Source organism: Haloglomus irregulare (assembly GCF_007421925.1).
GTDB classification, from domain to species: Archaea; Halobacteriota; Halobacteria; order Halobacteriales; family Haloarculaceae; genus Haloglomus; species Haloglomus irregulare.
Genome location: NZ_QMDX01000010.1, coordinates 1 through 12,724 on the forward strand (window position 1 = coordinate 1; position 12,724 = coordinate 12,724).

The 12,724-nt window shown below is 63.9% G+C and carries 9 protein-coding genes, 1 tRNA gene and 3 pseudogenes; 6 read left to right on the forward strand and 7 right to left on the reverse strand.

The window, feature by feature from the left end:
- The 5 genes and pseudogenes from DP107_RS13860 to DP107_RS21145 all read left to right on the forward strand — a co-directional run.
- Window positions 1-143, forward strand: a pseudogene (locus DP107_RS13860) (IS630 family transposase); the annotation flags it as partial.
- Between the two features lie 543 nt (window positions 144-686).
- Window positions 687-1,373, forward strand: a complete 687-nt coding sequence (locus DP107_RS13865) for a haloacid dehalogenase type II (protein ID WP_144262748.1) — start codon at window positions 687-689, stop codon at window positions 1,371-1,373.
- 91 nt (window positions 1,374-1,464) lie between these two features.
- Window positions 1,465-3,270, forward strand: a complete 1,806-nt coding sequence (locus tag DP107_RS13870; protein WP_144262866.1) for an SLC13 family permease — start codon at window positions 1,465-1,467, stop codon at window positions 3,268-3,270.
- Between the two features lie 54 nt (window positions 3,271-3,324).
- Window positions 3,325-3,397 (forward strand) — tRNA-Pro (locus tag DP107_RS13875).
- 74 nt (window positions 3,398-3,471) lie between these two features.
- A complete protein-coding gene (locus DP107_RS21145) occupies window positions 3,472-3,603 on the forward strand; it encodes a hypothetical protein (RefSeq protein WP_272949849.1) in 132 nt (43 codons plus the stop codon).
- 235 nt (window positions 3,604-3,838) lie between these two features.
- Here the strand turns inward: DP107_RS21145 and DP107_RS13880 are convergent, their stop codons facing one another.
- Both DP107_RS13880 and DP107_RS21475 read right to left on the reverse strand, forming a co-directional pair.
- Window positions 3,839-4,879, reverse strand: a complete 1,041-nt coding sequence (locus DP107_RS13880) for a hypothetical protein (RefSeq protein ID WP_144262749.1) — start codon at window positions 4,877-4,879, stop codon at window positions 3,839-3,841.
- Between the two features lie 539 nt (window positions 4,880-5,418).
- Window positions 5,419-6,025, reverse strand: a pseudogene (locus tag DP107_RS21475) (trimeric intracellular cation channel family protein).
- A 1,817-nt stretch (window positions 6,026-7,842) separates the two neighbouring features.
- Here DP107_RS21475 and DP107_RS20840 point away from each other — a divergent pair.
- Window positions 7,843-8,358 carry a hypothetical protein gene (locus DP107_RS20840; RefSeq protein ID WP_238330884.1) on the forward strand — a complete coding sequence of 172 codons (516 nt, stop codon included), beginning with the start codon at window positions 7,843-7,845 and terminating at the stop codon, window positions 8,356-8,358.
- 40 nt (window positions 8,359-8,398) lie between these two features.
- Here the strand turns inward: DP107_RS20840 and DP107_RS20845 are convergent.
- From DP107_RS20845 to DP107_RS13910, 5 genes and pseudogenes are all read right to left on the reverse strand, one after another.
- Window positions 8,399-8,841: pseudogene (locus DP107_RS20845) on the reverse strand (bifunctional sugar-1-phosphate nucleotidylyltransferase/acetyltransferase); the annotation flags it as partial.
- 19 nt (window positions 8,842-8,860) lie between these two features.
- Entirely contained in the window at window positions 8,861-9,781 is a 921-nt protein-coding gene (locus tag DP107_RS13900) for a winged helix-turn-helix domain-containing protein (protein ID WP_144262751.1), read from the reverse strand.
- 657 nt (window positions 9,782-10,438) lie between these two features.
- On the reverse strand, window positions 10,439-10,888 hold the full coding sequence (locus tag DP107_RS21480) for a recombinase family protein (protein ID WP_202877418.1): 450 nt from the start codon (window positions 10,886-10,888) through the stop codon (window positions 10,439-10,441).
- Window positions 10,889-10,912: 24 nt separating this feature from the next.
- Entirely contained in the window at window positions 10,913-11,116 is a 204-nt protein-coding gene (locus DP107_RS20525) for a hypothetical protein (protein WP_202877412.1), read from the reverse strand.
- 823 nt (window positions 11,117-11,939) lie between these two features.
- Window positions 11,940-12,245 (reverse strand): hypothetical protein, encoded by a 306-nt coding sequence (locus tag DP107_RS13910; protein WP_144262752.1) that lies wholly within the window; start codon window positions 12,243-12,245, stop codon window positions 11,940-11,942.
- Window positions 12,246-12,724 lie beyond the last annotated feature (479 nt).

Sequence of the window (12,724 nt, forward strand, 5' to 3'; positions counted from 1 at the left end):
AGTTGAATCCTGTCGAGGAGTGCTGGAGACAACTGCAAGCGGCTCTCAGCAACCGCTTTTTCGACTCACTCGACGAGCTAACAACGGCGATCGACACTGCTCTCGAGGAACTGTCTCTTCCCAAAGTGAGTAATTACTTCTAAAGTTTACTATAGTTCCGCGTTATACGCGTTCGTCCTCACGTCCTCCGCGTACGTGTCTGCTATTTCGTCGTAGGCAGCCTTCGCTATCGGGTCGTCTTCTGATGACACAGGGAGGTATCCGTTTATTCCAGTATACATTAGCTTGACGGTTTCTGCGGTTCAGCGGTCAGATCTGTCGGATTCGCGCGCTCTACTCGGTACGACTTCGAAAACCCATCACCGGGTGGAGGTTCCAAGGGGCCGGGTGCCTCGGACCCGTCCGGTAGCCTAATGCGGCTGTTTGGGGTATGAGAGGGTGGGCTGGAACCGGTATTAGCCTGCCCCGCCCGGCCCACACGTCGGCCGGCCGGGTCGATATGCAGGGCGCGGCCGCGGCCGGGATGCAGGGCGTCTGGGTCGGCCATGACGACCCCTGGGTCCGCTTCGACGGGGAGCCCGACCTGGAGTAGGGACTTCCACGACCTGGCGGACCGGCTGGGCGGCCGGGTCGCGGCACCCCGTCTAGACACCCCGTTTATGTGACGGGCGTCAGCGTTCCCCGACATGACGTTCGACTCCGACCGCGTGGAGACGCTCACCTTCGACTCGTACGGGACCCTGGTCGACGTGGCGGCCGTGGAGACGGCACTCGCCGAGGTGGAGGGGGTAGCCGACCCCGAACCCGTCTCGAACCACTGGCGCTCGCGCTCGCTGATGTACACGATGGTCGCCAACGCCATCGACGCATACCAGCCGTTCTACGAGCTGAACCGGGCAGCACTGACACACGCCCTAGCCGCGCACGGCATCGAGACCGACGCCGCCGAGCGCGACGCCGTGCTGGAGACGTACCACGAACTCGATGTCTTCGACGACGTTCGCGACGGCATCACCGAACTCGCCGAGACGTACGACTGCTACGTCGTCTCGAACGGGAACCCCGAGATGCTGTCGTCGATGGTCGACGAGGCCGGCATCGGCGGGGTCATCGAGGGCACCATCAGCGCCGACGAGGTGGAGACGTTCAAACCCGACACCGAGATCTACCGCCACGCCGCCGCCCGCACGGGCACCCCCATCGACCGCATCGCCCACGTCTGTGGCCCCTTCTTCGACGTCTACGGCGCGATGAACGCCGGGATGCAGGCCGTCCGCGTCGCCCGGGGGACGACTCCCTGGGACGGCTTCGCCGGCCAGCCCGACCTGACGGTGGCCGACTTCCACGAGCTGGCCGACGAGCTGGGGCTCTGAGTCGGGCCCCACCAGCCCCCGGGCGTCCCGCAACTTTTTCCTCGCCACTGGGAGTGTCGCCGTCGTGGCACTACCGCCGGTCACCCCGGGGATGCTGACGGTGTTCGGCATCATCCTCGCTGCGCTGGTCCTGTTCGCCCTCGAGCCGGTCCCCATCGACATCACCGCCATCGGGGTGATGGTGGCGCTGATGATCCTGGGGACCGAGGGGCCGGTGAACCTGACCGGCATCACCCCACGGCAGGGACTCTCCGGGTTCGCCTCCGCCGCGACCATCACCGTGCTGGCGATGTTCGTTCTGAGCGCGGGCGTCCAGCGAACCGGCGTGATACAGCTGCTCGGGAAACGGCTGACCGCCCTGACCGGCGACAGCGAGGGCCGCCAGCTCGGCGCCACCATCGGCGCCGTCGGCCCCATCTCCGGCTTCATCAACAACACCGCCGCCGTCGCCATCCTCCTCCCGATGGTGACGGAGATCGCACACGAGGGGAGAACCTCGCCGTCGAAACTGCTGCTCCCGCTCTCGTACGCCTCGATGTTCGGCGGCACGCTCACCCTCATCGGCACCTCGACGAACATCCTCGCCAGCGAGGTCGCCGCGGACCTGGGGGTGCCGGGGGCGCCGTTCTCGATGTTCCAGTTCACCGCGCTCGGTATCTTCGTCAGCGTCGCGGGCACGGCCTACCTCTTTACCCTCGGGCAGTATCTCACCCCCGAACGGATCGAACCCCGTGACGACCTCACCGAGGAGTTCGACATGGGGGCGTACCTGACGGAGGTGACCGTCCGCGGGGACTCCCCCATCATCGGCGACACCGTGCGGTCGGCCCTGGAGGAGAGCGACTTCGACGTGGACGTCGTCCAGCTCATCCGCGGCGAGGAGGTCTTCCTCGAGCCGCTGGCCCCCAAGTCCATCCAGGCCGGCGACATCTTCGCCGTCCGGACCGACCGCGACACCCTGGTCGAGCTGATGGACGCCGAGGGGCTGGAGATGGTCGCCCAGACCGTCGAGGAGACGGACTTAGAGGCCGCCGAGGACGCGGCCCAGAACCTCGTCGAGGTGGTCGTCGCGCCCGGGTCCTTCCTCGTCGGGGAGACGCTCGCGACCACCAACTTCCGGCAGCGCTACGACGCGACCGTCCTGGCCTTCCGGCGCGGCCCGGAGCTCATCCGTCAGCGGATGGACCACACCCGCCTCCGCGTCGGTGACACGCTGCTCATCCAGGCCACGGCCGACTCCATCGACCGCCTGGCCGACCGTCAGGACTTCATCATCGCCCAGGAGGTCGAGCGGCCGGACTTCCGGCGGTCGAAGGTCCCCGTCGCCATCGGCATCGTCGCCGGCGTCGTCGGGGTCGCCGCGCTCGACCTCCTCCCCATCGTCGTCTCCGCGCTCCTCGGCTCGCTGCTGATGGTGCTGACCGGCTGCCTGAAGCCGACCGAGGTGTACGAGTCCGTCCAGTGGGACGTGGTCTTCCTGCTGGCCGGGGTCATCCCGCTGGGCATCGCGATGGAGACGACCGGCGGCGCCGACCTCATCGCCGAGGGCATCGTCATGGCCGCCGGGTCGCTCTCGCTGGTCGTGGTGCTCGGGTTGATGTACGTCGTCACGGCGGTGTTGACGAACATCGTCTCCAACAACGCCGCGGTCGTGCTGATGATCCCGGTCGCGTTCGAGGTCGCCACCGCCATCGGCGCCTCCGCATACGCGTTCGTCCTCGCCGTGACGTTCGCCGCCTCGACCGCGTTCATGACGCCCGTGGGCTACCAGACCAACCTCTTCGTCTACGGTCCCGGTGGCTACCGCTTCACCGACTACCTCCGCGTCGGGACGCCGCTCCAGTTGCTGCTCGCCGTGGTGACGACGGTCGGCATCGTCGTCCTCGTTGGCGTCTGAGGGGTCGCCCGCGAGCGAAACGCTTTCACCCGCGCTCGCGGAATCATCGGGTGTGGGACCGTGGGTTAGCATGGTATACTTCGGGCCTTGGGTGCCCGTGACCCCGGTTCAAATCCGGGCGGTCCCATCCGTAACTAAACAGATAGCCGCCGTTCTGCGGTCCCTCAATCCCGGGTCCGTGCTCAGTTCGAGGTGATCGACGTGAGCGAGCCATACTGTCGCCTCTCGCTCGACGAACTCGAGAACCCGATCTGCGACATCTGCGGATTCGAGATCGAGGAGCGCGGCCAGCAGTGCTTCGCCCGCGACGACGGCGAAATATGCGCGTCATGACGGGTATCGTGGCCCACGGCCCGTTCGTTGAACGGGAAGCGGCACCTGTCGGCCGGTGCCGGTAGAATCCGGGCGACGCCGTCTGTTCGAGTGGGTGGATCGGAACTTGATTGCCTTTCGGACTCCATCACGCACTCTGAGCTCCAGAGATTTCGGCGGGATTCTCACGGAGTTACTCTCGGCGTGAGTCTAACGCCCACAACCAGTGAATCCTGAGATACCTGGGATAGGTCACTTAGATGACGTACGTCTCGACGACCGCAAAAAATAGCGGCAGGAATACCGACGAGACGAGTCGTGATATTATCGATAGCGACAACGGGTAGAGGCTCACGCTATCATACGCATCATGCTCCGTGCGGAGTTCCTCGAGTTTCATCTGGAGCGTTTCCAGGTTCTCAGGATTATCACCTGCCAGGAGTTGTGACTGGAGTTCGTGGATGCGTTCCCGTTTGCTGTTCATGATGCTGCGTTTGATTTCGTTCGCACGGCGATTGATGTAGATGGTCGGAAAGGCAAAGGATCCGATGATCAAGCCGATGTAGACTGCGACAGCCAGGTAGACGATTACACTGCCGTCGCCGGCCCTGACAACGTCGAATGCGATAGGCAACGCAAGCGCGCCGAATGAGAGGAGTGTCGTCGTCCGGATGGCGAAATAGCCGATGGTGCTGAGTCCACCCAACCCGTCCGGATGTAACGGATCTATACTGAACTCCAGGGCACCGATCTCGCGGATACAGAGGATGGTTGTAACTGCCATCCGGATGCCGACGGCAGTAATCACAGCGGTCCAGACGGCAAACAATCCATACACGAGGAAAGCAGGGTCGGTATAGCCAGTAACGCCGAACGAAGCGAAATATTCGAGATTGGCGACGAGTGCCGATAGAAGGAGTACGGTCCAGATACCGGTAGTCGCCGCCACATCACTGAAGAACGACCTGTATCGGACGGCGATAGCCTGGAGCGCACGATTGTCCTCATGTGGTGTGACCTCAGTTGCACGCTGGATAAATGTCGTAAATATATTGTTTTCGTATCTCCATATCAGTGCGGGCCCGACTGCGCTCAGCAGCGCCGCGAGAAGCTGACTACCGATGAACACCCGCCGAACGTCAAGACCGATGAACACGAAGAACACTCCTGTCAGGATGAACGGAATCGAGCCGACAGAGAGCAATATCGTCGGGAGCGCGCCGAGTGGACTTCTGCTCACGAAAATCCGCGAAAGCCGAGTTACCCAGACTTCGTCCACGTCTTCGTCAATATCCATGTGCAAGCCGGTTGTAACAGCTATCAGCTTTTAATCATTAATGTACGCCCTGCACTGGCCGAACTGACCGGTAGCGACTCCAGTGTGCGACGTGCTGAATTCGCGCCCTGTATTCAGCAGGAGTTCTGAAGCCTATCACCGATCGACGGGTTCAGTAGAGTCATCATAACCGAACTACCAACTCTGCAGTACTGAAACTCGCGCCCCCGGGAGGCCCGTGGTTCAGTCGTTCGCCTCGATGACACCGCTGGTCGTCCCGGGCCGAGTGTCTCTGTTCTCGAAACACCTGACGGCGACTAACTCTCCTAGTGGAGACACGGCGAGCACGGGTCGGCCCTCGTTCCGTGAAACGGACCCGAGCTTCGACGGCAGTGTTGGGTAGGTACCGGCTTCGTCGCACTGGTGTTCGTCCACATGGAACTCGGTTCGGACACGCTGAATACAGGGGGTGGGTTCACCAGGGAGGATCCGGGAGTTGGGGGGGGTCCCGCTAAGTCAGCGGTGAGAACGCTCATCGGGAGCTGACTGGCCCATCCGGATCATTTGTGCACCAGCCCCAGTTTCTGTGCTGATGGGAGTTCCCAGTCGTAGGTGACCGCTGCTAGACGCGTTCCGACGGTCACCACTGCACGCGCCACGGCAGCAGTACTCCCAGCGGCCCCCAGACTCGTTGCAATCCAGTACACAGTCCCGCCGACGACTGCACAGCTCGCATGGAGATCATCGAAGAGGATGAACGGGGAGCGGTCGAGCAGGATATCTGCGATCGCACCCCCGCCAACCGTATTGATGATTGCAATGGCGACGATGCCGAACGCTGACACGCCCGTTTCGGTCGCAACGATCGCCCCGGTCGTGGCAAGGACGGCGAGGCCGATTGCATCGGAGAGACCGTGATCGGATGGGTGTCCGGAGACGGGAGGGCCACGCTCAACGCGATGGTTAACCCAACGCCGACGAGGCCCAGCGTGATCTCGACTGGAGACTGGGGCGCCAACGGAACGCGAGTCACGAGGAGGTCGCGTGTGGCACCGCAGACGAAGGCCATCGTGAGCCCAACGACAGTAATGCCGAACAGGTCGAACGCCTCACGAATCGCCTCTGCCGATCGCGAGTGCGGAACGCGATCATGCCGATAGCGTTCATGATCGCGAACGGATCATCGAACGGGATGGCGAGGACGTCGGGAAGCAGTCTCAGTGGTTATACGGCCAGTTATGCATGATCTGACGAAGCCCACTCGGTGCTATCTCCCGGCTCCGGCGAAGTCCTCATCACCCGATAGGAACCGCATACTGGATATATAGGATGTGTTCAATAGTTATGCCCGAATCTGTCGTGTTATCGGGGAGATTCCAACTATATGTGGGTGCACGCATCCATCACCGGAACCGTTTGCACTCAGAAGCGGTACGCGTAGGCCGAGGACAGTCCGCCACCGGGATTCCCTGGTGTGTCGAATCCGTCGCTTGTGGTCGGCGGGGCACCACCGTCGCTGGCCCCGACTAACGCCCGGTCATTATCGATGGCGAGTGAGAAGCCGAACGTTTCGCGGTTGTCCCCATCGGGTCGCTCGGTACTGTCACGTCGCTCCCAGCTGGGTTCCCCTCTTGTGAAGACCGCCACTGGCCCGGCGCTGTCCTCGATAGCCCCCTGCGCCGGACCGAGTCCATCTCCGACTGCGAGCAGCATCGGGAGCGCATCGTCCCTTCGAGGGCAGTAGCAACGGACCGGCCCTGAGATACTCATCCATCTCCCGCTCGCTCGTAGATGTAGCACCCCCCGACGGCGCGTGCATCGTCAACCGCGACGGCCGGTGCTGCAAACGACCAGCGTCTCATCGTCGCCAGGGACCGTCTCACCGAACAGGCCGGGCCCCTCCCCTTCGGAAGCAGTCAGCCGCCCGGTTCGTTCCCACTCACCGGACTGGTTCGGATATACACATAGGGTGCCTGAAAGTTGGCTGTCGACCTGCTCGGTCGCTGACCCGACGAACGCGGCCCGTGCGGTCATGACGACGCCGCCGGCGAAGCCATTGACTGTCTCCGGCGGCTCGATGGCGGTCGTCTGCGACCAGGGACCGTTCTCCCGGATGGCGACGGCTACACCGCCCCCGATTCCCCCGGCGATGAGCTGGTCATCGACCAGTATAAGCGACCGGCCGAACTGGCTGACTCGTGGCGTCTCCGGCGGCTTGAGTTACTCCTCGTCTCGCCATTGCCCACCGTCGAGGCCGTGTATGTGGGCTCGGCGGATGGAGGACTCTTCGCTGTCAGTTTCGACCGGTCGGGAGGAGCCGATGACCGCAGTTGTCCCGTCACCGATAACCTCCCGGCCGAATTGGTCACGCTGCTTCGCTGGTCGAAGCGTCCCCTGTTCGCGCCACCCGGTAGCCACATCACTATCGCTGTGGAACGCAGATACGGTCGCGAATCCCCCGTTGATGGATGGTGTTCCGAGGATAGCGTGCTTGCCTGAGAGACCACACACGGCGGGAGGGAGCCGGCGGTCGGCTGTCAACAACTCCCCCGAAAGCTGGAGGGGGTCCGGGGGTGTCGACTGGCGCCTCGGGGGTGTCGATGGGGCCGTGCCTCCTGTCCCAGCCGAAGGTGAAGGGGCCTCGCTTGGCCCTCACCACAGCCAGCGACCGTGGTGACGAGCCACCCACAGGACCGGAGAGCAACTGCCGTCGCCCGACGCGGCCATCGGCCACCATTTATGACACGCATGAATGGTGGAAAACTGCTCGGCACGACTCGGCTCGTGTCGCACGGCTGTCGACGGGGGCCGGCCGGCAACGGGTTGAGCCGCTCGGCGTCTCGGGTCCCCTGGCCGGAAGAGTTACACACAAGTCGGCTGGCCGTTGGGGTAGAGCAATGTCGAGCCGGGAGTCACCGTCGACGGAGACGCTTTCCTGCCGTCCAACACGAGTTACCCGTCGTGGACTTCTGGCGGCGTCCAGCGTGGCGCTCGCGGGGTGTTCCTCGCTCGGCCGCTCCGACGGGTCCTACGAGCGCTCCGAGATCGACCTCGGGATCGGATACACGGTGCCCGATCGAGACGACCCCAACGATATCGTCCTGTCGCTCGAGTGGGATTGGGCACACGAGAACGGCGGGTCCGAGCCAGACGACGCGATGGTGATCGGCTGGCCCGCAGACCAGTGGGAGCTGGTGAGCGCGGGACCGCTCCTGCGTCCGCACCGTTCAAACCCGTGCGAGCGGGTCACCGCCGTGGGGACGATCGACGGGATGGGTGGAGTGCGGTTCAGGTGCGACGATACCGACAGTACCGATTACAAGGAGTACGGAGGCACGGTGAGGTGTCGGCTCGCTCCGACGACCGACTCTCTCGGAGAGTCGGTCTGGACCGTCTACGGCAAGTACGCGCACCTGAACGGCGACGCAGAGACGGCGGTCGACGGCTGGTTCGAGGACCTCCCCGTCGCCTGGAGTGCGGAAATGGCGGCCGAGTTCTGACCGAGGCACGGCCCGCCGAGAGCGGGCGCTCGCTCGACTGCCGGTCCCGCGTGATCGACCCGCCCGGCTCGGTGGTCGCTCCGGCCGACGACACGACGCCCGGGGAGAGACCGGTGTTGATGCCGGTCCTCGCGTCGAGGCCGGCGACGACGCCGTACTTCCGCCGGCCGGTCGGGACGCGCTCGCCTCTGACCGTCTGTCCCCACGTCGGCATCGTCGTGTCTGAGGTTCGCAACCTGCGTTCCCGCTCCGAGGTGCACGCCTGCCCCGGGCAGGCTGTCGCCGACGTAGGACGGGCGGCACGGCCGCATCGGCCATCAACACCGAGTTCTTCACCTCGACGCCGTGGCCGACGTGGCAGCTCTCGCCGACGAGCGTCGCCCCACGGAGGTAGGCGTTGGGCCCCACCGTCGCACCCGACCGGATCAGCGCCGGTCCCTCGACGACGACGCCCGGCCCGATCGTAGCGCCGGCCTCGAGGACGTCGCCAACGGGTCAGATTCTATCTCTCGGTTTCGACGACGGTGAGGGTCTCATCAACAGTTAGCGTCAGCGCATCCCCATCACACTCGTAGGTTACGCTCCCTCGGAACGGATTCCGACTCTGCACGGCCTGGTGATCGGGGTCTCCCCCGGTGAAATCCAACATAGAGTGATCTCGTACGTCTATGCCGCGATTATGATAGAAGCTAACGACGGCAGGGTGATGAATCAGTGCCTGGGTCAGTCCGAACGTGGGTTCAGCACCACACTGGTGGCAGGTGTACTGGATCAGCGGGATGTTCTCCAGCCACTCGGCACCTCTGTGGGCGGTATCTCTGTCCGAATCCTCAGCGGACACGTCCTCGTCGGTATCGATGGCAACTGCCGGGCCGACCGTTGGCGTGACCGGGCCGTCGCAGAACGAGCAGAAGCCATTGGTGATGTGATAGGCCGTCGTTTGCAGGTACTGACTAGCGACTCGGGGGATCGCCTCACGGTCGTAACCGGCAAAGACCGCGGGTGGGACACCGATCCGAATGCCAACTGGACACGAGTCGCACTCGACGCGGACAGTCTCATCCTCGTAGTGGAGGGTTCGGTCCCCCCCGCACGGTGGGCACGGTTCCGTGAGCGCGATCGGGTCGATCAATCCCTCGGCGGTGTATGCCCCGGCCTCGATTGCGCCGTTGATCCGCATGCCCGCCTGCATGAGTTCGTAGCCCCCCTCAGTACTGCTGATGAACCGTCCAACCAGTTCGTTGAGGTGATAGTTGAACTGCCCCGAGTCGCGCATCCCGACCGCCTGACGGAGTTCGGAAAACGTGGCCTCGTGGTCATCGGCCTCCCACAATGCTCGGAGGATCTCGACCCGAGTGTTGTTCGACAGGAGCGAGAATACCTCGTCCGGGTCTGCCTGCTCGACGAACGGTGAATCGGTCATAGCGAGCATACAGTCGGGAAAACAAAAAGAAGCAGCGGGGACACCAGTGCTCGTTCTGATTCGATGCTACTGTCGAACTGCGTTCGAGATACGCGCCCTGTGGTCAGCACCGGCCGGGGGCACCTGACTAACCACCCTCAGAACCGACGTGACCGATAGAGAGCCCGAGTCCAGCACGACGGACCATTCACGCACTGATGGCCCCGGCCTGCAAGTTTTTATCTACGAAACTGCAAAAAATTCCACGAGGGTTTTCACTGTTCGAAAACCGTATGTGGGTGCGGTGAGAGTATGAGTGTCGTTCAGAAGCTCAAGTCCGTGCTGCCCCTCGGAGATGAGGGAGTTACCAGGCGGACGTACAAGTGTCAGGAGTGCGGTACCACCTTCCAATCGGCAAAGACGCCGGATCGAGCGCAATGCACGGAATGTTTGGCGAACAACCTGGAAGTAAAGAAAAAGTCTCCGTCCTAACCGGTAGGCAGCAGCCACCTTTACTGTAACATCGCGGGTTTTTCTGCAATCCGTAGCCGTTGGTGTACCGATTCGATTCGTCCGTTCTGAAGGTGTTCCCCCACGAGATACGCGCTCTGTATTCAGCACGGCCGCTGAAACCTATCACGGCGTGTGGGTGTTCAGCGGACTCATGTCTTGCTATCATCAGGCTTCGGGGCCCGGGCTCCCCGCCGGACACGGCTTACAGCCCGTACAACTCGGCCCGCTCTTCGAGGGGCGCTGGACCGTCCGCCGGGAGCTGTCCAGTTCCTTCCCAGCCCAGCGCTTCGACAGCTCGCCACGGGCGACACGATCCAGCACCTCAACGACGCGCTGATGCTCGTCGCTCTCGGCGAGCCGGCCGCCGGACCTCTCGAAACCGAGAGGAGCTGGTCCGTGACGGTAGTCCTCGTTCTCCTGACGGGCGGGGATGCCTTCGCCGATGTTCTGGCGTTTGATCCTCACTTCGAGTTCGGCGAACACGCCGAGCAGCTGGAACAGTGCGGTCTGATACGGGTCCTCGTCGTCGGGCCGGAGGGCTGGGCCCTCGCTGACGATGTGAAGCTCGGTGCCGGCATCGCGGACACGGTCGACGGCCCGGGAGAGGTCGCGGATGGGGCGGGCGACGCGTGAGACCTCCTACACGACCACGGCATCGTAGTGGCCGGCCTCGACGTCCTGCACGAGATGCTGGTAGCCGTCGCGCCCCGACGTCGGTGCCAGTGGAGTCGTAGCGAGAGACCTCCAGCCGGTCGAGGTCGGCGTCGAAGGGCTGCTGGAGGTAGCCGTGGATGCCTTCGAGTTGGCGGTCGAGCGGCCGCTCGCGCGTGGGAACCCAAACATACGATCGGGTGAGAGTTACGCGGACTAACGTGGGCGGCGGTCAAACCGACGCCGAGCGGGTCAGTATCCCGACCGACAGGACGGTATGTGAGCACATCTACGTCCCGTGACCCGCTGGGAGACGCGATACATCGCAGGTGCCGATAGCCTGCGTGGATCAACCCCGCCCCCGACGCGCCGGATCGGGCCGTGTCGTCAGCAGGGAGATTACGCCGCCCGCGTCCGGGTGGCGGGCGAGCGGTTGAGGATGGGCGACGGAGAGAGCGATATGCCCAGCCGCCGGCCGACAACGGGCGAGCCAGCGCCGGAAAGGGTAGTTCAGTGTAAGTGGGTGGGCTGACAGACCCTCAACGGTTCCAGAAAGGGAGGGGCGTGTGTTGGAGGGCCGTGGGGGGAATGCACCGCCTTCCGAGAGGGGGCCGGACCGCCTCCGGGAAAGCAGCACCCGTCTTCTCCCCCGGAACGGTGTTCAACCGCCGGGCACTGTTACTGGGGCTGAGAACGCTCGACAGCTACATCCCCTCACGACAGCGGCGACGCCGAGCTGCCTGGGCGGGAGCCCGTCGCGCGAACCGGTCTCCGGGCCGCGACCCACACCTGGCGGCCGGAGACCGTGGGGTCAGTTCACAACCGCCCACAGATTCTACGAGTACGCGGTCGCCCGCGCTGTCACGAGCGCGCATGGGATACCGGACCCCGGGCCTCGAGCGGGTACGTAAGCCGGCTGCCCCAGCAAAACCTGCCGGGAGCGCGCCGGCACGGGGCACAAATGCAGCAGTTCGTACGACGCCGCCGACGACTTCCGCGACGAGGAGCGCGGCCGCTACCCCCGCTCGTCGGCCGCCAGTATCCGCCGCTTGAACGAGTCGGGCGCGACCGCTACGATCGCGCGCTCGATATCCGGCAGCGACGCGCTCCGAACGAACTCCTCGCGGGAGTACACCGGCGTCTCGTACGTGATCTTGAACCCCCAGCCATCGTCGGCGACGTACTGCGTCTCGTTGACCTGGAAGATCGCTTGGTCCCTGTGAATCTCCGAGAGCTCCGCGAACGCGTTGTGAGCGGCCTCGCATCCGTCCCCGTCAGAGACGACGAGTTTGATCCGGAGCGTGGTCGCGTGGCCGTGCATTATGATCCCGCTGTCGCCTCTACAATACGGCTTGGGCCCGGTCGATAATCAATCACCGCTACGGCCGGGAGCCTCGCGCACACCGACAACCACCGCCCCAGATGAGACGGGCCGTGACTTCTCGACACCACACCGGTTCTCGGCGCCACCCGTAATCACCGCTGGCGACGACGGGGAGGTGCTGTCCGTTCGTATCCGGTCTCCCATCACCGGCAGAGATGTTTTCGGACGTGATAGGACGGTGGGCGTCGAACCGCGGGGTCTCGGGGAGTACGGGAGTCGGCGTCGGTCGTGGTTTCGGGTTGTGTGACAGACCGATAGTTGGGCGTCTCCAGGGTTCGTTTATGAGATGGGCAACCGCTGGAGAGCTTTCAGGTGGTGTGTACAGGAGATGTGAGGCCCCCGACAGGTACGCACATCCTCGAGGCCCTCTGGTTCGGGGAAGACTCGACCGGAGACAGGGGAGGATGTGTGGAGAG

Coding starts and splice junctions, on each gene's coding strand:
- DP107_RS13900 (WP_144262751.1), bottom strand. CDS start 9,781: ATGACCGATTCACCGTTCGTCGAGCAGGCAGACCCGGACGAGGTATTC.
- DP107_RS13865 (WP_144262748.1), top strand. CDS start 687: ATGACGTTCGACTCCGACCGCGTGGAGACGCTCACCTTCGACTCGTAC.
- DP107_RS13910 (WP_144262752.1), bottom strand. CDS start 12,245: ATGCACGGCCACGCGACCACGCTCCGGATCAAACTCGTCGTCTCTGAC.
- DP107_RS13880 (WP_144262749.1), bottom strand. CDS start 4,879: ATGGATATTGACGAAGACGTGGACGAAGTCTGGGTAACTCGGCTTTCG.
- DP107_RS13870 (WP_144262866.1), top strand. CDS start 1,465: ATGCTGACGGTGTTCGGCATCATCCTCGCTGCGCTGGTCCTGTTCGCC.
- DP107_RS20525 (WP_202877412.1), bottom strand. CDS start 11,116: ATGTTTGGGTTCCCACGCGCGAGCGGCCGCTCGACCGCCAACTCGAAG.